Here is a 19,920-nt window from a genome sequence, read left to right on the forward strand (position 1 = left end):
CGGGGGTCCCTTCGAGGTTAGGTGGCGATGTGGAGTTGGGCGATGAACGGGTAGACCGCGATTGCCAGTAGCACCAGCACCAGCGCCGCACCGAGGGCGTCCAGGGCGGTGGAGGAGGATTTCGCGGCGGCGAGTTCGGCGTAGCGGACCTGGGTACGCAGCGAGGTGGCCTTGGCCCGCAGGGTCTTGTAGACGTGGGCGCCGGCGGTGCCGGAGGCGTGCATGATGTCCCCCAGATCACCCAACGCCGGCACATCCAGATCCGCGCCCAGAGCTTGTAGGCGTTCCCATGGGGCTTCCATCCGCAGCTTGGCGTCCAGCAGGGTGCTGCGGATACGGTCGAACACCGGCCCCGACCCGACCTGCGCGGCTTGCTCCAGGGAGGCGACGGGTCCGTGTCCGGCGGCAGCCGATAGGGCGACTTGGTCGAGGTAGACGCAGACCCCACGCTGGTACTCCGCCCGCGCGGTGCAGGCCTGGCCGGCGACCCCACGCCGTTGCAGCACCATCGCCCCGACCGAGAACGCCAACCCACCCGCCGTGGGCGCCACAAACGGCACATCCAAGCCGGCCAGACCGGCAGCCAGAGCGAGCACGGGGATCGCGACAATGCCGGTCAGCGCGGCCATCCCGAGGTGCGACAGGTACTTGCCGCGAGTCAAATCAAGTAAGGCCAGGTCGGCTTCCGGGACTAGCTTGTCAGCCAGCCACGCCCACGCCCGCCCCGCGGGCGGCTGGTAGGTCTGCCGGTGATCCGGGTTAAGGCGGCTGAGAGCGGGGCCGAGGGCTGGGGTGCCAGGGCGTAGCTGCCACACCAACAACCCCACCGACAGGCCCAGCACCGCCCCAGCGAGCATCCCCGAAGTCGACAGCGTCATGCGACACCGCCGGTGTCGAGGGTGAGGATGCGGGCCGGGCGGCGGGGCATCGATAGCCTGCGGGCGGCCAGCAGCAGCCCGATGAACGCCGCCGAGAACACCGCCAACATCAACTGACCCCCGGCGGTGGCGTACGGGGCGGCATACGCGGGGGCCAGGAAACCGACGGCGAACTCGGCCGCCACCATCCCGGTCAACACTTTGAGGGTGAGGCGGGCGTTGGCGCGCTCAGCGTGCACCGCCCGCCGCAGTGACGCCTGCTCAGCGGCTGCGGAGGCGATGCCTTCCAGGACGTCGCCGAGGCGGGAGCCGCGGACCTGGGCGTGGGCGATCAACGCCACCACGACCTCGTCGGCGTTCGGATCATCCAACGCCTCCGCCAGCCGCCGCAACGCCGCCGGCAACGGCTGCCCGGCTTGCAGCGCCATCGCCAGAGCGCGGACCTCCGCGGCGATCTGCGGGGCCGCGGTCGCAGCGGAAGCGATGATGCCCTGCTGCAGGCCAGTACCGGTGTCGACCAAATCTTTGAGGCGGCGCGTCCACGACTCCACCGCCTCCAGCCGGCCGATCGCCGCCTCCTCCAACGCACCGGCACCAAGCAGCCACGGCAGTCCGGCCACGGTCAGCGCGGTGAGAGCGGCCATGACCGGCATCCCGGACACCGCCAGCACGAGCAGGGAGGCGATCGCGGCTACGCCGAGCCGCCGGCGGTGGATACGCCGTTCGGTCGCACCGCCGCGGTTGTGGCCGGCCCACAGCCGGCTCGCCCAGCCGACGACCGCACCCAGCCCCGGCGGTGTGCGGCCGGTCAGTGCGGCGACCGTCCAGAACAGGCAGACCGCGAGCATGGCTCCGGCGGCCATGGCAACGAGGAGGTTGTCCATCAGCCGTCACCGCCAACGATGGTGTTCAACGGCCGCGGCCAACGGCCCACCTGCCGGTGCGCGATCAGCGGCTGCGGGTCGTAGCCGGCCCGCCGCAGCCGGGCCAGATGCCGCTCAGGCAACTGCTGCGGTACCGCCCGGCCGGCACCGGCGGCGTCAGCCGGGCCGAAAACGGTGGTGGTGCGAACGCCATCGCCGTCAGGGAACAGGCCGTCGACTTCCAGAACGTGGGAGACGAACCGGTGCTTGCGCCCGCCAATGGACGTCTCATCGACCATCGACACGTACACGATCAAGTCGACCGACCCGGCCACCTGCCGGAAAGCCCGCTGGACGGAGTGCTCGCCGGAGTGGGACAAGACGAGTTCGACGAGGCGGTCCATCACCATCTGCGGGCCCCGGGCGTGGATGGTGCCCAACGAGCCGCCGGTGGTGCCCATGGCCTGCAGCATCGCCACGATCTCCCGACCACGGACCTCACCAACGATGATCCGCGCGGTGTTCAGCCGCAGCGCCATCGGGATCATGTCATCGAGCAGAATCTCCCCAGCCCGACGACCATCCGACCCGACCTCCCCATGCCCCTCCCGGGTCTCCAACGCCACCGCCCAGGGATGCGCGCCGGTGGTGTGCAGGCCAAGTTCACGGGACTCCTCCATCGTCACGAACCACTCGCTGGACCCGATCTCGGAGGCCAGGGCCCGCAGGAGGGTGGTCTTGCCGGCGCCAGGCCAGCCGGCGACCATGATGTTGAGCCGGGCGGCCATCGCCGCCTTCAAGAAGTCGGCCAGCAGCCGGTCCAGCATGCTGTACTGCGGCAACACCAGATCGTCCAAAGCGACAGCCAGGGCGCCGTGACGGCGGATCACCACCACCGGCCGCGGCGAGATGACGTACATGGCAGCCAGACGGGAACCGTCAGCCAGCTGAAGGTCGATCATCGGCCGCGACGGCGACAACGACCGCTCCGTCGACCCGATGTCCCCGGCGCGCCGGGCCAAATTGGAGATCATCTCCACGAGTTCGGCGTCACTGTCAGCCACCGGCGCTGAGGTCCGCACCCGCCCGTCGCGGTACTCGATCCGCACGCCGTCGCAGCCCAAGATGGTGATGTTCTCAATCGACGGGTCGTCCAACAGCCGCTGCAACCGGCCCAGCCCGGCAAGCTCGGCCAGAACCGCTTCCAACAGGGCGTCCTCAAACGCCGGGGCGATAAGGCGGTGACGGCGCTGGGCGTCGATCCACTCACCGACCACCCGGGCGGCAACCCGCTCCGCAGCCACCCCACCAATCGCCTCGCCGCCGCCAGACTCGCCGACGGTGGCGGTATGGGCGCGCACGACCCGCTCGTGCAGCTGCCGCACCAGCTGGTAGTCCACCGCCTCCACCCCATCGGCTGCCGACACCGACGCGGTGGAAAGGGGCGCTAGGCGAGCCACGACGTGGTCGCCGGCGGGCACCAGCGGCGCGGGGGTGGTGTCGCGGCGCTCGTGCCGGCCGACAGTAGCGGGCTCGCCGACAGGGCGTAGGTGCCGGGGCGCGGGGAGCTGACCGGTGGCCCACGGCGGGCGGGCGCTACCGGACATGCGCCACCGCCGAGGAGCGGATGCGGGTGTGCAGGGCGCGAGCGGTGCGCTGCGCCTCGATCATCAACCGGTTCCCGCGCCCCAGCGACCCACCGAACGACAGCCGGCGGGCGGCACGCGGCGCCCACGGCCACACATCCAACACCGGCGCGTCCAGACGGCGGCCGGCCTCACGGACATAGGGGCCGTCGTCCATGACCAACAACTCCACCGGCACGGCATCGGCGCGCGCGGCGTCGAGCTGGGCCAGGCCGTGCTGGGCGTGCGCCAGCGACGGCAGGGTCGATCGAACGACCAGCACGGCCAGGTCGGCGGCGGCGATGACTGGCCAGAGGACGTGCGGGGCGGTGATGCGGCCACAGTCAACGATCACGTCCGTCGCGTCACGCCCTCGGCCCAGGTCGGCGAACAGGTCGGCAAGGTCCGCACCGATATCGGCCACCACCTCCGCCGCGACCGGCGAAGCGACGCCCGGCAGCAACAACTTGCGTTCCGCCGGCGGAGCCAGGTCAATGAGGTTGGAGTCGAACTCATCGCGTAGCCGGCCCCGGGCGTTAGCGACCGCCAGCTCGGCGGTACCGCGGTCAGCGGTGACCTGGCCGGCCAAGAAACCCGCCAGCGCGTCGCCGCCGGCCGGGTCCGCCTCGGCTAGGACAACCGGGGCCGGCCACGACAACGTCAGGGCGAGTGCGGCCAGACTCACCCCGGGTGAGCCCTTGGCCGAGCACAGGGCGATCACGGCCATCAGCGCCCTCCGTCGAGCACAAGCGCGATCCGGTTCCCCGCCGCGGCGGCGGCAATACGACCAGCCTCGTCAGAGCCAACGATCACGTCCACGGTCGTGCCGCCGCCGAAGTCCAGACTCCGCACGGCCACCACGGTGCCGGGCACCATGTCGACCTGCGGCCGGTCACCTCCATCACGCCCACCGCCGGGGGTGCCGGCAGGGACCTCGACCAACTGGACATTGGCGCCTGGGCGCAGCGGCTGAGCGGGCGCCAATTCGGCCTTCAACGCCACCGACACCATCCGCTTACCGGACTCCGGGAACACGTCCACGAAGGCGTCGCCTGCGGTCAGGACCTGGCCCTGCAGCAGCGGCACCTGCGCATACCGGCCCACAACCTTGTCCCGCTGATCCGCCGGCAGCGGGCGCGCGGCCTCGGCCAGTGAACCGCGCACCATGACAAGGTCCTCGGCCGTGACCTTCTGGCCGAACCCGATCGGTTTGGCGGCGACCAGGTACTGGCTGCCGCCGTGCGCCCGGGTCACCACCAACGCGACCAGCAGGGCGGAGGCGATTGACATGGCCACCAGCACGGCGACCATCGGCCGCGACACCCGCCTCCCCGACACGCCCTTCGGAGCGGCCACCGCGCCGCGGCGGGTGGGTTCGGTGTGGGTGCTCATCCGTTGACCACAACTAACTCGCGGACCTGCAAGGTCGTGGACGCCTGCCGCGTCGTCGTCAACTGCCCGGTCTGCCCGCCGCCGGCCCAGGTCACATCCCAGGTGGTTGTCGCGGTGACGGTGAACTTCCCGTCCGGTGCAGTCTTGCTCGATGTGCGGTACACGTAGCCGCAGGTCGGGGAAACCGCGCCACCGGCGGCGGCCTTGTACGGGCTGCCGGGGTTGGTGCAGGTGACCGACTGGCCGTCACCCATCTGCCACTGGATGCGGCTGGCCTTGGCGGTAGCGGTCACTGTGAGCCCGCCGGCCGACGCCGAGGCGGTGGCGGGACCCCATGTTGCCGGGCTGACGGTGGTCCACAGCCAGACCGGTAACCCGACCAGCCCAGAGCCGTTGCGGCGGGGGGCGGTGCCGATTTGCGCGCCGCGGATGGGTAGCAAGTTGACCGCCCGGGCGGCCAATACTGCCGGTGACACTCCTGCGCCGGAACCCGGCGGCGGCGAGGCGAGCCACTTGATGCCCACGCCGCCGACACCCAGCGGGCTGATCGCATTGGCCGGGTAGCAGATGTACTCGTACACCGCGCCGTCGCCAGGCTGGTGGCCTGCCCACAGCGGGCCGGATTGCGGGTCCGGGACGATCACGTTGTAGTAGCAGCCGTCGCTACCGTTGAACCACGCCGTCTTGGAGGTACTGATCGAACTGCGTGACGGGATCGTGCAGGGCACCTCCTGCTTCGCCCACTCGCACGTGCGCGGACCCGAACCACCGCCCGGCTGGGGCTTGCCGGGCATCGGCCCGCCGGGTTTACCCGGCTTGGTGATGACAACGGTGCAGTTGTTGCCGCCTGGCGGACAGACCACGCCTCCGCCGTCGTCTGCGGCAGCAGCACTGGGCAGGGCTGTCAGGGAACTCACGAGTAGCAACGCCGCGATCAGTGGCGGCCAGCCGGATCGGTGCCTCAGCACGGGGTCTTCCGTTCGGCCGTGATCGTGGAGATCAACCACTGGGCGTCGTTCTTGCCGTACGGCTCAGCCTTGGCGTTCACTAGGTACCGCTGAAGCTGGTTGGGTGCAGTCATGTCCTTACCAGAGGACTTCACGACCGTCTTGGCGCCGTTGTTGTCGTAGCAGTCGGTGATCTTCACGAAGTAGGGTCGGGTCGTCACGTTGACTTCGACAACCTTCGGGTCGTGCTTCGGTCGCCCCTTGGTTACGGTGCCCTGTTGCACCATCTGCGCCAGCCACGCGCTGGTCTGCAGGTTCAGCGGCGACCCAGCGCCCTTGAGTGGGATATCCGCCTCCGGGTCTGCGCCCGCAGCCTCATAGGTGTCATTGAAATCGCCGTAAGCTTTCAAGGCCTTATCGGCGGCTGCGGCCTCATTGGCACCCAGGGAAGCCGACAGGGTTGGGCTCGCTGACGAAACCGGCGACTTCTTTGATGAACCCCACGGGCGCACAAGAACGATGACCAGGAGCAGAACTATAAGCACGGCTCCGCCAATCAAAATGACCTTATCTATGGCCATCTCGCCACGGTCGTCATCTGGAGATCGTGATATCAACTCTTGCCCCCTTGCGGCACTGCGAAAGTTTCGGCAGCTCAGCCATCGTTTCTAGTCGATCTCGACCAGTCGGCGCCAGTCGGATTCACGCACTGGCCGAGTCGTTTCCGTCACCGCGTCTGGGACCAGGAGGCGGCAGCGTGCACGTTCGAGAGTGGATTTTGTAAGAATGCCGCAAATCGCACCGTGCTTCGGATGCTGTGACCAACTCTGGTCGATCTGACTGCAACCGGCCGTTTAAGCACGTCCGCCGCCGGCCTGCGCTGCTATTCGTATATCTGCTTCCGGCGACGAATTGGGGGATTGGCAACCTGATCCGCGGTCTTGGGCAAAAGCGGTCTAAGTCTCAATCGTCGGCTTCACCGCCTGTTTGGCTGTGGGGTTCGACGGTGGCTTCAGGCACTACTGGACGCGAGATCCGCCAACAATCCCTGCTCGCGCAATAAGTGAAGGCGTTGATGAGCGGCCTTGAAGTCAAAGAACCTGTTGGATCCAGACCGTGAATATGTCTGTGGCCTTGCTGCGAAGGAGGTGTTGCGGGCAGCCCCGCGGCCAGACTCAACTATCGGCGGCTCAGCCCATCGGCTCCCAGGAGGCAGTATTGAGGTCAGCGCGCGAAGCGGCCCCCGTCTTCGGGGCATCATTCCCGCCGTGATTGGCCCAACCTATCCAGGTAGACCCACGTACGTGCTCGTGAATCTGGCCGGACCGCTGTCCCTGGAGCCGCGTTTCGACGACTCCCGGAGGTCACTCGCCCGAAGATGTCGGGGATCGCCCTGACGCCAACAGTGGCTCACCGCGCGGACCCCACGCCGATCACGAGCAACGTCAACGGATGTCTAGCGCGGGCCCTGGCGAGGTTCGCGGTCGCTGGTTCGGTGTTCGCAGGAGGGCCTGTTGTTGGTGGGCACCCGCATGTCGAAGCGTCGCCACGCACGCCGCCCGGTCCGCGACCAGGGCCGGCGTGCGTGGCGAACGACGCATCAGAGGAGAATGGCCTCCAGGATGTCGGCCGCTCGTGCTGTTCCGCCCTCGGCCCGAGCCTCGGCCCGCAGCTGAGCACTGTGCGCGAGGACTGAAGCGTTCCCTGTCAGCTCCTCCAGCGTCTGCCACAAGATCTGGGCTGTGGCTGATGCCGCGTCCAGGCGGCGTCCGACGCCGAGTTCGACGAGTTTGTCGGCGTTGGTGAACTGGTCCACTGCCTGTGGCACCGCGATGACCGGCGTCGCGGTCCATAGTGCTTCGCTGCTGCTGCCCATGCCTGCGTGTGTGATGAACGCGTCCGCGTGCTCCAGGATGGCCAGCTGTGGCACCCACGGCTGTACGTCGATGTTCGGCGGGATAGCTCCCAGTTCGGTACGGTCGACGTACTTGCCGATCTGCAGCACCGCGTGCCATCCCCGCCTGTTGCCGAATGCGGCCACGCACTGCCGATAGAACTCGGGCTGCCGAGTGTATGCCGAGCCCAGCGACACCAGCAGCACTTTGTCGTCGCCGTGCGGGCGTGTCCAGCTCTCGCGGGGCCCGAGGCACGGACCCACAAACGTGACCGCCTGCTCATCGACCTGGTTGGCGAAGGGCTGCATCGCGCGGGGGATCAGCGCCAGGGCACGCGAGGGCCGGCCCATGAACGTCTCCCAGTTCGTGGTGGTCGCCCCGTTGAATGCCAGCCAGTCGGAGAAGACCGTCCCGAACCCGTCCGCCCCCGGCAGCGTCCCGGCGAAGTCCTCCCACGCCACGTATGTGGGGGACAGCTGCACGATCGGCTGCCCCTGGGACTCGGCCAGCGCCCGTGCCGCGTAGCAGCCGATGTCGTACAGGTAGAGGTCGGCGGGGTCAAAGTCGTAGTAGGCGTGTAGCTGCGGGAGGGCCTGGATGTTGTCGTCGAGGAAGACCCGCATCGCGCCGATCGGGTTGTCTGGCCAGTCGTTGTCGGCGATCGGCAGCGTCGACTCGATCGGCACCAGTGTGGCGCCGGTGGGGGCGATGAGGTCGGCGACGGTAGTCCCGTTGGCGTAGGTCACCCGGTGGCCCCGGAGGACCAACTCCCGGATCAGATCCAGGCTGGGCAGGACATGACTGACGGCGGGTACGCCGCACATGGCGATGTGGGACATGGTGATGCTCCAGATTTACGAAAGGACAGGACGCGGGCGGCGGGCGTGGGCGTCACTTGTAGATCTGGAGGGCCATAGCCAACACGCTACCCACCCTCGCGTCGGGGCGTGAAGCGATATTCGATGCCCGGTTCGCGGTGGCGGTGAGCAGACCAACCGGGCGCTGACGGCGATCTTGACCGGCAGGGTTCTCGAACGTATGTTCGAGTCGATCAAGGTCGTAGGGCAACGGCGGTAGGGGCCTCGGGCTTCGAGGTAGCGGGCTGGGGTGAGTGTCAGATGGGCTTCAACAACCCGGACATTCCCTGGTCAGAGCTGGAACGCCGGCTCTCCGGCCGCAGCCCTCAGCGGCCGGGCGAGGTGCTGGCAGAGGCTGACGGCGGCGACGGTCCGGCGTTCAGCCGTAAACGGTCTCCGTATACCTCGCCACCGGTCCAGCCGCCGCGCACCGATGGCGGTGTGGCGTACGCCGAGCTGCACGCGCACACCAACTTCAGCTTCCTCGACGGCGCCAGCACGCCGGAGGAACTAGCCGAGGAAGCCGTGCACCTCGGCCTGACCGCACTGGCGGTCACCGATCATGACGGCTTCTACGGCATCGTCCGGTTCAGCGAGGCCGCTCGGGCGTTGAGGCTGCCGACGGTGTTCGGTGCGGAGCTGTCGATGGATCTCACCGAGCAGCGGGCCGGGCAGCCGGACCCGCCCGGCCCGCACCTCCTCGCACTGGCCCGCGGCCCGGACGGCTACGCCGCGCTGGCGAGGGTGATCTCCAGAGCCCAGCTCGCCGGTGGGGCCAAGGGGACGCCGCGGTACCCGCCGCTGGAGGACCTCGCCGACCAGCTGCGCGATCAGGTGCTGGTGTTGACCGGCTGCCGCAAGGGCCACGTCCCCCTGACATTCAGCACCGACGGGTACGCGGCGGCCTGTGCTGAACTGGATCGGCTGGTCGCCCTGTTCGGTAGTGAGGGTGTGGGCGTGGAGTTGATCGAGCACGGCAACGCCGACGACGTCGACCGCAACGATGCCCTCGCCGCCCTGGCCGCCGAACGGGGTCTGCCGGTAGTGGCCAGCAACAACGTGCACTACGCCCGGCCGGGCCGCCACCACCTAGCCAACGTCGTCGCCGCGGTCCGGGCCCGGCGGAGTCTGGATGAGCTCGACGGCTGGCTAACCGCCGGCACGGCACATCTGCGCTCCGGCGCGGAAATGGCCGCCCGCTTCGCTCACTACCCGGGCGCGGTCACCAACGCCGCCCGCCTCGGCGCGGAGCTGGCGTTCGACCTGAAGCTGGTGGCGCCGCGGCTGCCGCGCTTCGACCGGCGAGGCCACACCGAGATCAGCTGGCTCCGCCACCTGACCATGCAAGGCGCCGCCGACCGGTACGGGCCACCCGAGACCAACCCGAAGGCGTACGCCCAGTTGGAACGGGAGCTGAACATGATCAAAGAGCTGGGATTCCCCGGCTACTTCCTGGTCGTGCACAGCATCGTCGACTTCTGCCGCCAGAAAGGAATCTACTGCCAGGGCCGCGGGTCGGCCGCCAACAGCGCGGTCTGCTACGCGCTGAGGATCACCAACGTTGACGCGGTGGCCTGGAACCTGCTCTTCGAACGGTTCCTAGCCCCCGAACGCGACGGCCCACCCGACATCGACGTGGACATCGAATCCGGCCGCCGTGAGGAGGTCATCCAGTGGATGTACACCACCTACGGCCGCGAACACACCGCCCAGGTCGCCAACGTCATCTCCTACCGTCCCCGCTCCGCCATCCGCGACGTCGCCCGCGCCTTCGGCTACTCGCCCGGCCAGCAGGACGCCTGGAGTAAACAAGTCGACCGCTGGTCGGCCATCAAACCCGACGAAGTCACCGAGGTCCCCGCACAGGTTGTTGAGTACGCGACGGCGCTGCTGGACTTCCCCCGACACCTGGGCATCCACTCCGGCGGCATGGTCATCTGCGACCGGCCCGTCATCGAGGTATGCCCGGTGGAGTGGGCGCGGATGCCCGGCCGCACCGTCCTGCAATGGGACAAAGACGACTGCGCCACCGCCGGCCTGGTCAAGTTCGACCTCCTCGGACTGGGCATGCTCGGCGCCCTACACGACGCCTACGACCTCATCGGCCAACAACTGGACCTCGGCGACCTGACACCGGACGACCCGCAGGTGTACGACATGCTGTGCCGCGCCGACGCCGTCGGCGTGTTCCAGGTGGAAAGCCGCGCCCAACTGGCCACCCTCCCAAGGCTACGGCCCCGCACCTTCTACGACCTCGTCGTCGAGGTCGCGCTCATCCGGCCGGGGCCGATCCAGGGCGGGTCGGTGCACCCCTACATCCGCCGCCGCAACGGTGAGGAGGCGGCGGACATTCCGCATCCGGCGATGGTCAACAGCTTGGCGAAGACGTACGGGGTGCCGCTGTTCCAGGAGCAGATGATGCAACTGGCCATCGACGTGGCGGGGTTCACCCCTGCCGAGGCCGACCAGTTGCGCCGGGCCATGGGGTCGAAGCGCTCCGCGGAGAAGATGAACCGGCTCAAAGACCGCCTCTACGCCGGCATGCACCAGCGGGGCATCACCGGTGACCTGGCCGATGACATCTTTTTGAAGCTGGCCGCGTTCGCCTCCTACGGCTTCCCCGAATCCCACGCCATGTCCTTCGCGTTCATCGTCTACGCCAGCGCCTGGCTCAAGCGCTACCACCCCGCCGCCTTCTGCGCCGCCCTCCTCAACAACCAACCCATGGGCTTCTACAACGCCCAATCCCTGTGCGACGACGCACGACGCCACGGCGTCAGTATTCTGCGCCCGGACATCAACGCCAGCAGCGCCAAAGCCATTCTCATCAGCACCGCCACCACCAAGACTGCCGCTGGCGTAGACGAGCCACCCGAACGCTGGGGGCACGGCGGGCCGACCATCCGGCTCGGGCTATCCGCCGTACGCCACGTCAGCGCCGACATCGCCGAGTGCATCCAAGCCGAACGCGATCGACACGGCCCTTACACCCGCATCGACGACCTGGCCCGACGCACCGGTGTCACCGCCCCCGCACTGGAGGCACTCGCCACAGCAGGAGCATTCGACGGGTTCGGGATGCACCGGCGGCAGGCACTGTGGCAGGCAGGCGCCGCCGCCACCGAACGCCCCGACCGGCTCGCCGTTGGCATCCCGCCCCCGCCGACCTTGCCGGGCATGTCACAGCTGGATCTGCTGGCCGCCGATGTGTGGGCCACGGGCATGTCACCGGACACGCACCCCATCGCCTTCCTACGGCAGGCACTCACCGCCACGGAAGCCGTACCGCTGGCCCGGCTCGTGGACTGCGAGCACGGCGATCGGGTACGGGTCGGTGGGATCGTCACCCACCGGCAACGCCCCATGACCGCCAACGGGATCACATTCCTGAACCTCGAAGACGAAACCGGCATGCTCAACATCGTCTGCACGTCAGGCTTCTGGCAACGCCACCGCCGGCTCCTACGCGCATGCAACGCCCTACTCGTCCGGGGCCGGCTGGAAAAGCACAGCGGCGTGATCAACCTCGTCGCCGACCACGCCCTACCACTGAACCCACCAGCCCCGACTAGCTCACGGGACTACCGGTAGACGTGGCCAGGGCTTCCTGCCGTGGGAGGAGTGCCGTAACACAGGTGAGGATCGGCGATTTGGTTATCCACAGGTGCGAAGTTGTCCACAACGGCAGCGGCCGACGGTAGCGCCGCACGGACCTGTCGCGAGATTGTCTTCGGCGTACGACGGCGAGGTCACCTCTTGCCGACCGGCCACGCCCACGCGGAGGTGGGGCCGGCAAGACGAAGGCCACCGGCATCGGGGCGGTCGGAACCTAGCCGGCCGCCCCAGCACCGGGACCGCCCTGCCACTGGAGGTGTAGTGATGCCGCAGCAAGAAGCGGCTGCAACGACGCTTCCGTTACCGCGACGGCGTCACCATCATCACAAAAGTACGGAACCGACGCCCGACAAGCGACTCCGCCGCCACCGTCCTGCCGTCCGGCCCCGTGCCGACACCGCCCTGCCCGGCCCGGTTGACGTCTGCCTGGGCTGCACTGCGACCCAGGCCAGGCTGACCGCGTCGCTGCGCGGTGCGCGCGCACGTTCCTGTCGTCGGTTACGTCGCGGGCGGGGTGGGGGTGGTGCTGTGGGTGAGGAACCAGACGCCGCGGAAGCGGTCCCAGCCTTTGGGGTCGACGGTCAGGACGTGCCGGCCGGGGACGGGGCTGGTGGTGAAGCAGACCGTCGCTTTCAGGTGCGCGCCGGCGGCGAGGCTGCGCGGGCGGAGGGTGCCTGCGCGGTGCGGGAGCAGGGTGCCCTCCGGCGTCCTCAGCTGCCAGTCGCCGACGGTGATGGGTAGCGGCTTGTCGTGGTGGCTGCGGTAGGTGACGGCGGCGCAGGTCGTGCGGCCGGCCCCGGGGCGTAGGCCGGTCGCGGTGATGTGGACGCCGCGCAGGATGACGCGGCCGGACCGGTCGGCGCAGTAGTCGTCGTCCTGGTTCTGGCCGGGATAGGCGCCGGGGGCCGGGCAGTTCGGGTGAACGGTATGGGTGATGACGGCGTCGGTGAGCATCCGGTGCATGGCGACGACGACGGTTGCGGCACCGACGACCGCCACGGCGGCCGTCGTGGCGAACGCGAGGACGGGCAGCGCGGCGACGGCGACGATCAGCCAGACGACGATCGGGACCTGCGGTGAGGACCGGTTGTGGAGAAAGGGGCGGCGCGGCGGCGGCCCAGGGGGAGGCAGTCTCACCGACACGTCAGACCCCTCCCGTTCGCCTACCCGTACTTCGGTGCGCGGGTGGCGGATCTGAGCGTCTTCGGCGGCGCATTCGTCACCGCGCGCCGGAACATGCCCGACCGATGCGAAAATGGCGGCGTGGTGCCTGGCGAACGTCCATGGACCGCCTCGCGGTTCCAGCGATTTCAAGAGGCTGTGCAGCCTCGTCCCGCCCGATGCCGGCGGTCCGCCAGCAGTTTGTGAGGATGGCGAATCCGCGTTCGCCTTGGGCGCTTAGCGTGCTCGGCCGCCTGGCCGCCTACCTCAACCGGTAACCCCACCACCGGGTTACCGGCGCCTGGCGGGCGGACAGGCCGGCCGCGACAGTGGCCCGTGCCGAAGCGGAACAGCCATGTGCTGTGGTGGGTTGGATCCTGCAGCGCCTGCTTGAAATTGCTGACATGTTGGTCAGACGGTGCAGGGGTGCACTTGGCCGATCGCGTGTCGGAGTTCTACGGAGTCCTTGACAACTGCGCGCCGGTGGCCGGGCAGGCACAGGTGCAGTGCGAGGTCGATGTGGCCGGCGTCCTCGGCGGCCTCCGCCAGCGCCTCCACGGCGCCACTGTCCAGGGCAGACACTTGAGCTAGGTCGATGACGAGTGGGGATGCGCCTTCATCGAGCAGATTTTGCAGGGTGGTGTTGAGTTGGTGGCTGAGGGCGCCGCTGAGTGGACCGTCGGCCCAGACCAGAGCCGCCTCGCTGAGTCGAAGCACGGTGAAATCCGCCATAAGGTACCTCCCGGCCGTGCGCTGGGTTATGTCTCCGGTCAGCCCTTGGCTGCGATCAATATCGCGCTGCACCAGCGGCTTGCGCCGTCAGACAGTGGTGTCACGCTCCGGAGTTGATCGATGGGCGTAACGTTACGGCACTGGTCTTGGATGGGGCAATGCGTTCGGGCCGTTGGTGCCGCTGCTCACAACGGCTGCGTATGGGTGTGGGATCGCCGGCGGTCCGTCAGCTGGTGTCGCCCGCGGTAAAGCGCACCCCGAAACGACTGCGGGGATGGCAGTGAAAACGTTCGTAGACGAGGTGCTGCGCGCTGTGGATCATGCTGGGATCGTCTTCCGTCCAGGGCCTACGGGCAGCCGTGCCGCGTTGGCCTGTGGGCCGGATGTGTGGGAGGTGATCGGTGTCGCGCACGCCGTCAGGGACGAACAACCAGGGCTGGCCGAGGACGCGTTGCTGACGCAAGTCGCGTCGGTCACCGGCCTGAGCGGTGAGCAGGTAGCCGCCGCCATGCGCTATTGCGCCGAGTTCGGAGATGAGATCGACCGCCGAATCTGGGCGAATCTAGCCGCTGGCGGGCCGGCGTTGATATCGGAGAGCTAGCCGAAGGGTTAGGTGTCGTTGGGCCTGTGGCACCACAGGTGGTGCCGCTCTGGAGGCTGCAGTTGTGGTCGCTGCTGGCGGTCACCGACGTGCCGGGTCGTCGGGGCCGATCTGGGTGGGGATCAGTGTGTCAACCGGGGTTGACGCACCGGGGGTCGTCAACCTAAGTTGACAGCATGACGGAGGCAACGGACCTGGCCGCCGACGCCGGCAACCCTGACCCCCGAGTGGGGTTGCGTGCTGTCGTCGCCCTGCGCCGCCTGCTTGAAGGCTTGGAGAATCTCCAGGTCGCTAACGCGCGCCGGCATGGCTGGTCGTGGCAGGAGATCGCGGACGCCCTTGACGTGACCCGCCAGGGCGTCCACAAGAAGCACGCCGGCCGGGTGCCGGCCGCAGACCCTCAGGAGGCGTGATGTTCGAACGGTTCACCCAGGCCGCACGCGACGCGGTGGTACGCGCGCAGACGGAGGCCCGCGGTCTCGACCACGACCGCATCGGCACCGAGCACCTACTGCTGGCGTTACTGCACAGTGGACTCACCGTGCCGGGCCTTACCTACCCGCACGTCCACGAGCAGGCCCGCCGCCGAACCCCCGCGACGCTCGGCGTGGAGCCGGATCGCGACCAGGCGGACGCCGCCGCGCTGAAGGCCATCGGAATCGACCTCGACCAAGTGCGCCGCACGATCGAGGCCACCTTCGGCCCCGACGCCCTCTCCCTGCCTCCGCCGGAGCAGAAGCGGAGTTGGTGGCGGCGGGCGATGAACCATGTGCCGTTCACGCCACGTGCCCGCAAGGTCCTGGAACTGTCGTTGCGCGAGGCCCTGCGTTTGAAGCAGAGGTTCATCGCGCCTGAACACCTCATGCTCGGCATCCTGCGCGACAACGGTGGCACGGCGACTCAGATCATGACCGATGCAGGCGTTGACCTCACAGCGCTCGGCCAACAGCTGGAAACGGCCCTACTACGCCAAGCAGTGTAACTATTCCCAGCGATACGGCGGCCGGCCCGGCGCCCGGTGTCAGTGCAGGAATCGGAAGCATAGTCATCTTTTGCTTCGACCTGACCGTGAGCGTCCTCGCTCACAGCGCAGGCTGGGCACCTGACTCCTCGTGCACGACAGTCACCTGTCTCACGGCGTCGATGAGCGCCAGTTCGCCGCTTCGCTCACTCTCGCCGCCGAGGTGATGACACGGGAGCGCATACAGTGAGCCTTTTTCATCCTGACCGCAGGGACCTCACCGCGACCTTGAGCCAGTCGGCTCCTGCTGTTTGCCCGGCGGCCTGACCTGCGGTGAACCAGGCCTACCGTCTGGAGTCGACGCCGTCCCGCACCTCGTCTGACCTGCCAATACGCCAGGATGAAAATGGCTCAGTACATCGTGACGATGAACTCCGACGATCTCGAAAAGGCACAGCGCCGCGGCTTCGATGCCGACCCCCATGTGTTACCACAGCGACTTACCGATCAGTTCGAGGCGGGTGGCCTGTTCGGCTTCCGCTTCTTCAAATAATCACCCCCCGGGGTTGGTCGCCACCGGAGGTTGATCTTGATAGGCGATCGCAACATGGGAGCGCGCCAGACCGGCGAGGGCCTTGTGAAATCATTCCGGCAGGTAACCGCCTGGCTGTGGAAGACTTGCAACCGGCCGGTCCCCTTACCGGAACCTGAAGTGGGAGGTTTTCCTGCATCAGTGTGGCGACTGCCACTGTCGGTAATCTGACAATACCCGTGCCAATACTCCACCAACTGCGCTTTCATCGGCGGCGCATGTCCCAGACATCGGAAGGAGAAACATGCTCCGCCCAGTGCGAAGGATGCTCCTCGCCGCTACGGCAGCCGTGGCCGTCCTGGCCAGCGGCACCGCCGTAGCAGCCGCACCAGCCGAGACTGGCTACTTCAACTACACGATCCCACAACGTCAGCCTGACGGGACTACCCGTCAGGTGTCGATCGATCAGGCGCAGCCGGTCAACCCGGTCCCGACCACGCTGGCCGAACGGTTGGAGTGGGAACGAACGCCCAAGAGCGAGGACGCCGTTCCCGCTCGCATCCCCACCAACAGTGGGCAGCGCGTCACCTACGATCCGGTGACCGTCGAAGAATGCAAGGCATTCACCGCGTCTGACCAAACGCCGTACGCACACAAAAACCACTACGGATTCTGCTCCAACGGTTCTGTTGAAATCGGACGGATGACTTGCCCGTTTCCGTCATGCCTGCATTCGAAATCATTCGGACTGACCATTATCGGCCACGGTGACCGAAACATTGAAACGGGGGCCGTGCAGCGGAAGGCGTCGTTCACCCTCAATACGCGGATGGGTCACACCATCGGCACCCAGGTACCAGACAACATCCTCGTGACAGTCGGCCTCGACTGCGTCGCTCTCAACGGCACTACCTGCAACAACCCTTGGGGCGGGGGTATCACCAAGACGTTGGGTGAGTGGCGTCGGGATGAGACTGAGACGGCGACTCTGACAATCGAGGGGACACCCTCCGAAATTCCGACTGATCCGAACTGGGATGGCAAAAGCTACTACAATCTGCGCCCTTTCATACGTCACAACAACCCCCAATTTCCGCCTACCGAGCGGAACCTGCCGTGGGATGCCATGCGATGCGATACATCCACGAAGAATTACTCCCGACCCTACCGAGACAACGGCGCATGCATCTTCACAAACATCAACGCACTGTTCCCCATCTCCCGAGCTCCTGGTAGCCCGCACAAGTCGGTCGGAGATCACTTGTGGCAGGCATTAAACAAGCCGCTGGAGACCAAGCCTGGCGTCCCCAATAAGGTCATCCCAGGCAAGCCGGGATCAGGGCAACCACTGACGCGCCTGGTCGACCACACGCCCGAACTTGACGCGCGAATCACTAAGAACCGGACGCGGGCGCGGGAGAACTGCGTGAGGTTCTGGGGTGTCGACTACGCCAAGCCGGAAAGCCCGAACAGCGAATATCCGAAACAGAAGCGGGACTGCGACGAGTACCCGATGGCTTCAACGTTCGAGGGAGCTGCCCACGCGGACTACCAACCAGGTTCGATCTTGTCGTTCTCTTCCAAGCCGGTTCCATTTGGGGAGAACCGCAGCGCGGGGAACTGGCTTCAGCAATGGTACGCCGAGGATCACATCATCCACGGCGACTATTTCTACATCCGCGTGTTGGATTAAGGTCGCGGGAAGCTGACAGATGGGCGGCGGGGTCGGCTGGCCCCGCCGCCGCCGCTGAAAGGACCGGTATGAACGGGACGATCACAGACGCGGCGGAAGTATCGGTGCTGGTGCTGTACAGCCACTTCACGCTGCAGATCAACGCCTCGCCGGATGCCCCTGACATCGACTTCGAGCAGACGGTAGCGGACATCAACGAGTCGCTGGTGACACTAATGTCGGGGGACAGCGGTCACCGAGCGGCCGTGCGGGTGGAGCTGCTGGCCGCCTCGTTCGGCGCCCCGATGCCGCCCGCCGAGACGTTGGTGGTGGCGGGACAGGTCATTTCCGATGGCAGCCCCCTCTTGCTCGCCGGTGTCACTACAGGTGAGGTGCACGAGTTGTTCGCCCCGCCGGCGGGCCGGTATGTGCTACGGGTGACGTGCTCCGGCCGTGACCGGATGTTGGCGGAGTTGGCCGCGGGCCGCAATGCCGATGGGGTGGAGCGGTGGCTGATCCAGATGTGGCCTGCCGGGTCGGTAATGCCGGGGTAGAGGCGGATGGGGTCGTCGGCTGGGGGTCTGTCAAGATAACGGTGTAAGCCGGTCGATATCTTCTACTTGCTGGCGGTGCGGAGTCGGCCTTCGAAGGTGATCTCGAAGGCGTTCAGGGCTGCTTTCCAGCGCACGGCCCACCGGCGTCTGCCGGTGCCGGTGGGGTCCAGGGCCATGACGGCCATGTAGACGCACTTGAGCGCGGCCTGCTCGTTGGGGAAGTGGCCGCGGGCGCGGACGGCTCTGCGGATGCGGGCGTTGACGGACTCGATGGCGTTGGTGGAGCAGACGATTTTGCGGATCTCGGGGTCGAAGCCCAGGAAAGGAACGAACTCCGCCCACGAGTTCTCCCACAGCCTGACGATCGCCGGATACTTGTGTCCCCACGTCTCGGCGAACTCCAGGAACCGTTCCTGAGCTGCAGATTCAGTAGCCGCGGTGTAGACCGGTTTCAACCCGCGGGCGATCGCGTCCCAGTGTTGGCGGGCCGCGTAGCGGAACGAGGCGCGCAGCAGATGCACGATGCAGGTCTGGGTGATCGCCTGCGGCCACGTCTGCCCGATCGCATCTGGTAGGCCCTTGAGACCGTCGCAGACGACCATGCACACGTCCTCGACCCCGCGGTTACGCAGTTCAGTAAGCACTGACAGCCAGAACTTGGCGCCCTCGCCGCCGTCGCCGGCCCACAGCCCGAGGATGTCTCGGCACCCGTCGACAGTGACGGCCATCGCCACGTAGATCGGCCGGTTAGCGACCTTCCCATCACGGATCTTGACGTGAATCGCGTCCAGGAAAATCACCGGGTAGACCGGGTCCAGGGGCCGATTCTGCCACTCGGTCATGCCGTCCATGACCTTGTCGGTGATCGTGGAGATCGTCTGGCGGGATACCTCGGCGCCGTAGACCTCGGCCAGGTGGGCGGATATCTCGCCGCAGGTCAAACCCTTGGCCGACAACGACAACACCATGTCCTCAACGCCGGACAGACGCCGCTGCCGCTTACGCACGATCGTCGGCTCGAACGACCCAGCCCGGTCCCGCGGCACGGCGATCTCCACCGGGCCCACGTCGGTGAGAACGGTCTTGGTTCGGGCGCCGTTGCGGGAGTTCCCGCTGCCGGCGCCGGCCGGGTCGTGCTTGTCATAGCCGAGATGGTCGGTGATCTCACCTTCCATCGCCGACTCCAACACAATCTTCGTCAGCTGCTGCAGCAGTCCACCTTCGCCGGATAGCTGGAGGCCCTGCTGCCGGGCCTGGGCCACCAACTGCTTGACCGCCGCGGTGTCCACACCCGCCATCTCGTCGCGGCCGCTCGTCTGGGTTGTCGTCTCGTCCTCAGCCACCGCGGCAGTATCCGCCACGGCTGTCGTCATCGTCATCAGGTGTCAATCCCTTGATCAGGGGCTTACACCGTTGTTCTTACAGACCCCGCCAGGCTGGTCTCCCACGGCCGAAGTTGGAAGGCGTGTAACCGACGACGACTCGCGGTGCCCGTGTCAATCCGCCACCTGCCCGCACGACGTTGGGGGAAGACGACGTCCCCCCATTTTCTCGCACTGGCTGGCCGCGAGGCAACTGTCACAGGCCGGTCTGACGGGATAGTCCCCGAGCACGGTCCTACGTGGTGATCTACCA

The 19,920-nt window shown here is 67.3% G+C and carries 18 protein-coding genes; 7 read left to right on the forward strand and 11 right to left on the reverse strand.

Annotated features, from left to right (window positions below; translation table 11 throughout):
* Positions 1–17: 17 nt before the first annotated feature.
* From IEY75_RS12585 to IEY75_RS12620, 8 genes are all read right to left on the reverse strand, one after another.
* Positions 18–878 carry a type II secretion system F family protein gene (locus IEY75_RS12585; protein ID WP_189114499.1) on the reverse strand — a complete coding sequence of 287 codons (861 nt, stop codon included), beginning with the start codon at positions 876–878 and terminating at the stop codon, positions 18–20.
* Entirely contained in the window at positions 875–1,762 is an 888-nt protein-coding gene (locus IEY75_RS12590) for a type II secretion system F family protein (RefSeq protein ID WP_189114500.1), read from the reverse strand. The genes IEY75_RS12585 and IEY75_RS12590 overlap by 4 nt, the downstream gene beginning before the upstream one ends.
* Positions 1,762–3,348 carry a TadA family conjugal transfer-associated ATPase gene (locus tag IEY75_RS12595; RefSeq protein ID WP_189114501.1) on the reverse strand — a complete coding sequence of 529 codons (1,587 nt, stop codon included), beginning with the start codon at positions 3,346–3,348 and terminating at the stop codon, positions 1,762–1,764. The genes IEY75_RS12590 and IEY75_RS12595 overlap by 1 nt, the downstream gene beginning before the upstream one ends.
* Positions 3,338–4,093, reverse strand: coding sequence for a CpaE/TadZ family protein (locus IEY75_RS12600; protein WP_189114502.1), 756 nt, complete (start codon positions 4,091–4,093; stop codon positions 3,338–3,340). Before IEY75_RS12600 ends, IEY75_RS12595 begins: the two co-directional genes overlap by 11 nt.
* A complete protein-coding gene (locus tag IEY75_RS12605; protein WP_189114503.1) occupies positions 4,093–4,758 on the reverse strand; it encodes an SAF domain-containing protein in 666 nt (221 codons plus the stop codon). The genes IEY75_RS12600 and IEY75_RS12605 overlap by 1 nt, the downstream gene beginning before the upstream one ends.
* On the reverse strand, positions 4,755–5,726 hold the full coding sequence (locus IEY75_RS12610; protein WP_189114504.1) for an ATP/GTP-binding protein: 972 nt from the start codon (positions 5,724–5,726) through the stop codon (positions 4,755–4,757). Before IEY75_RS12610 ends, IEY75_RS12605 begins: the two co-directional genes overlap by 4 nt.
* Entirely contained in the window at positions 5,720–6,286 is a 567-nt protein-coding gene (locus IEY75_RS12615; RefSeq protein WP_189114505.1) for a hypothetical protein, read from the reverse strand. Before IEY75_RS12615 ends, IEY75_RS12610 begins: the two co-directional genes overlap by 7 nt.
* A 1,019-nt stretch (positions 6,287–7,305) precedes the next feature.
* Positions 7,306–8,439, reverse strand: coding sequence for a macrolide family glycosyltransferase (locus IEY75_RS12620; protein ID WP_229789635.1), 1,134 nt, complete (start codon positions 8,437–8,439; stop codon positions 7,306–7,308).
* A 279-nt stretch (positions 8,440–8,718) separates the two neighbouring features.
* On the opposite strand from IEY75_RS12620, the gene IEY75_RS12625 reads away from it, so the two are divergent.
* A complete protein-coding gene (locus IEY75_RS12625) occupies positions 8,719–12,048 on the forward strand; it encodes an error-prone DNA polymerase (RefSeq protein ID WP_189114506.1) in 3,330 nt (1,109 codons plus the stop codon).
* A gap of 522 nt (positions 12,049–12,570) precedes the next feature.
* Here IEY75_RS12625 and IEY75_RS12630 read toward each other — a convergent pair.
* Positions 12,571–13,215, reverse strand: coding sequence for a hypothetical protein (locus tag IEY75_RS12630; protein ID WP_189114507.1), 645 nt, complete (start codon positions 13,213–13,215; stop codon positions 12,571–12,573).
* 429 nt (positions 13,216–13,644) lie between these two features.
* The gene (locus IEY75_RS12635; RefSeq protein WP_189114508.1) at positions 13,645–13,965 is read right to left on the reverse strand and encodes an STAS domain-containing protein; all 321 of its coding nucleotides are present in this window, start codon (positions 13,963–13,965) and stop codon (positions 13,645–13,647) included.
* Positions 13,966–14,245: 280 nt separating this feature from the next.
* Between IEY75_RS12635 and IEY75_RS12640 the strand changes: the two genes are divergently transcribed.
* From IEY75_RS12640 to IEY75_RS12665, 6 genes are all read left to right on the forward strand, one after another.
* Positions 14,246–14,566 carry a hypothetical protein gene (locus tag IEY75_RS12640; RefSeq protein ID WP_189114509.1) on the forward strand — a complete coding sequence of 107 codons (321 nt, stop codon included), beginning with the start codon at positions 14,246–14,248 and terminating at the stop codon, positions 14,564–14,566.
* A gap of 176 nt (positions 14,567–14,742) precedes the next feature.
* On the forward strand, positions 14,743–14,979 hold the full coding sequence (locus tag IEY75_RS12645) for a helix-turn-helix domain-containing protein (RefSeq protein ID WP_189114510.1): 237 nt from the start codon (positions 14,743–14,745) through the stop codon (positions 14,977–14,979).
* Positions 14,979–15,548 (forward strand): Clp protease N-terminal domain-containing protein, encoded by a 570-nt coding sequence (locus IEY75_RS12650; protein ID WP_189114511.1) that lies wholly within the window; start codon positions 14,979–14,981, stop codon positions 15,546–15,548. Before IEY75_RS12645 ends, IEY75_RS12650 begins: the two co-directional genes overlap by 1 nt.
* A gap of 358 nt (positions 15,549–15,906) precedes the next feature.
* On the forward strand, positions 15,907–16,080 hold the full coding sequence (locus tag IEY75_RS12655; RefSeq protein WP_268244351.1) for a DUF2326 domain-containing protein: 174 nt from the start codon (positions 15,907–15,909) through the stop codon (positions 16,078–16,080).
* Positions 16,081–16,408: 328 nt separating this feature from the next.
* Complete coding sequence (locus IEY75_RS12660; RefSeq protein ID WP_189114513.1) at positions 16,409–17,752, forward strand: NucA/NucB deoxyribonuclease domain-containing protein; 1,344 nt, start codon at positions 16,409–16,411, stop codon at positions 17,750–17,752.
* 68 nt (positions 17,753–17,820) lie between these two features.
* Positions 17,821–18,285, forward strand: a complete 465-nt coding sequence (locus IEY75_RS12665; RefSeq protein WP_189114514.1) for a hypothetical protein — start codon at positions 17,821–17,823, stop codon at positions 18,283–18,285.
* A gap of 62 nt (positions 18,286–18,347) precedes the next feature.
* Here the strand turns inward: IEY75_RS12665 and IEY75_RS12670 are convergent, their stop codons facing one another.
* A complete protein-coding gene (locus IEY75_RS12670; RefSeq protein WP_189114699.1) occupies positions 18,348–19,583 on the reverse strand; it encodes an IS256 family transposase in 1,236 nt (411 codons plus the stop codon).
* Positions 19,584–19,920 lie beyond the last annotated feature (337 nt).

Origin of the sequence: Pilimelia terevasa (genome assembly GCF_014647915.1) — a bacterium.
In the GTDB taxonomy this organism is placed as follows: Bacteria; Actinomycetota; Actinomycetes; order Mycobacteriales; family Micromonosporaceae; genus Pilimelia; species Pilimelia terevasa.

Excerpts from the sequence above, each read along its gene's own strand:
- IEY75_RS12585 (WP_189114499.1), bottom strand. The coding sequence starts at position 878 with ATGACGCTGTCGACTTCGGGGATGCTCGCTGGGGCGGTGCTGGGCCTG.
- IEY75_RS12590 (WP_189114500.1), bottom strand. The coding sequence starts at position 1,762 with ATGGACAACCTCCTCGTTGCCATGGCCGCCGGAGCCATGCTCGCGGTC.
- IEY75_RS12595 (WP_189114501.1), bottom strand. The coding sequence starts at position 3,348 with ATGTCCGGTAGCGCCCGCCCGCCGTGGGCCACCGGTCAGCTCCCCGCG.
- IEY75_RS12600 (WP_189114502.1), bottom strand. The coding sequence starts at position 4,093 with ATGGCCGTGATCGCCCTGTGCTCGGCCAAGGGCTCACCCGGGGTGAGT.
- IEY75_RS12605 (WP_189114503.1), bottom strand. The coding sequence starts at position 4,758 with ATGAGCACCCACACCGAACCCACCCGCCGCGGCGCGGTGGCCGCTCCG.
- IEY75_RS12615 (WP_189114505.1), bottom strand. The coding sequence starts at position 6,286 with ATGGCCATAGATAAGGTCATTTTGATTGGCGGAGCCGTGCTTATAGTT.
- IEY75_RS12620 (WP_229789635.1), bottom strand. The coding sequence starts at position 8,439 with ATGTCCCACATCGCCATGTGCGGCGTACCCGCCGTCAGTCATGTCCTG.
- IEY75_RS12625 (WP_189114506.1), top strand. The coding sequence starts at position 8,719 with ATGGGCTTCAACAACCCGGACATTCCCTGGTCAGAGCTGGAACGCCGG.
- IEY75_RS12635 (WP_189114508.1), bottom strand. The coding sequence starts at position 13,965 with ATGGCGGATTTCACCGTGCTTCGACTCAGCGAGGCGGCTCTGGTCTGG.
- IEY75_RS12645 (WP_189114510.1), top strand. The coding sequence starts at position 14,743 with ATGACGGAGGCAACGGACCTGGCCGCCGACGCCGGCAACCCTGACCCC.
- IEY75_RS12650 (WP_189114511.1), top strand. The coding sequence starts at position 14,979 with ATGTTCGAACGGTTCACCCAGGCCGCACGCGACGCGGTGGTACGCGCG.
- IEY75_RS12665 (WP_189114514.1), top strand. The coding sequence starts at position 17,821 with ATGAACGGGACGATCACAGACGCGGCGGAAGTATCGGTGCTGGTGCTG.
- IEY75_RS12670 (WP_189114699.1), bottom strand. The coding sequence starts at position 19,583 with ATGGCGGGTGTGGACACCGCGGCGGTCAAGCAGTTGGTGGCCCAGGCC.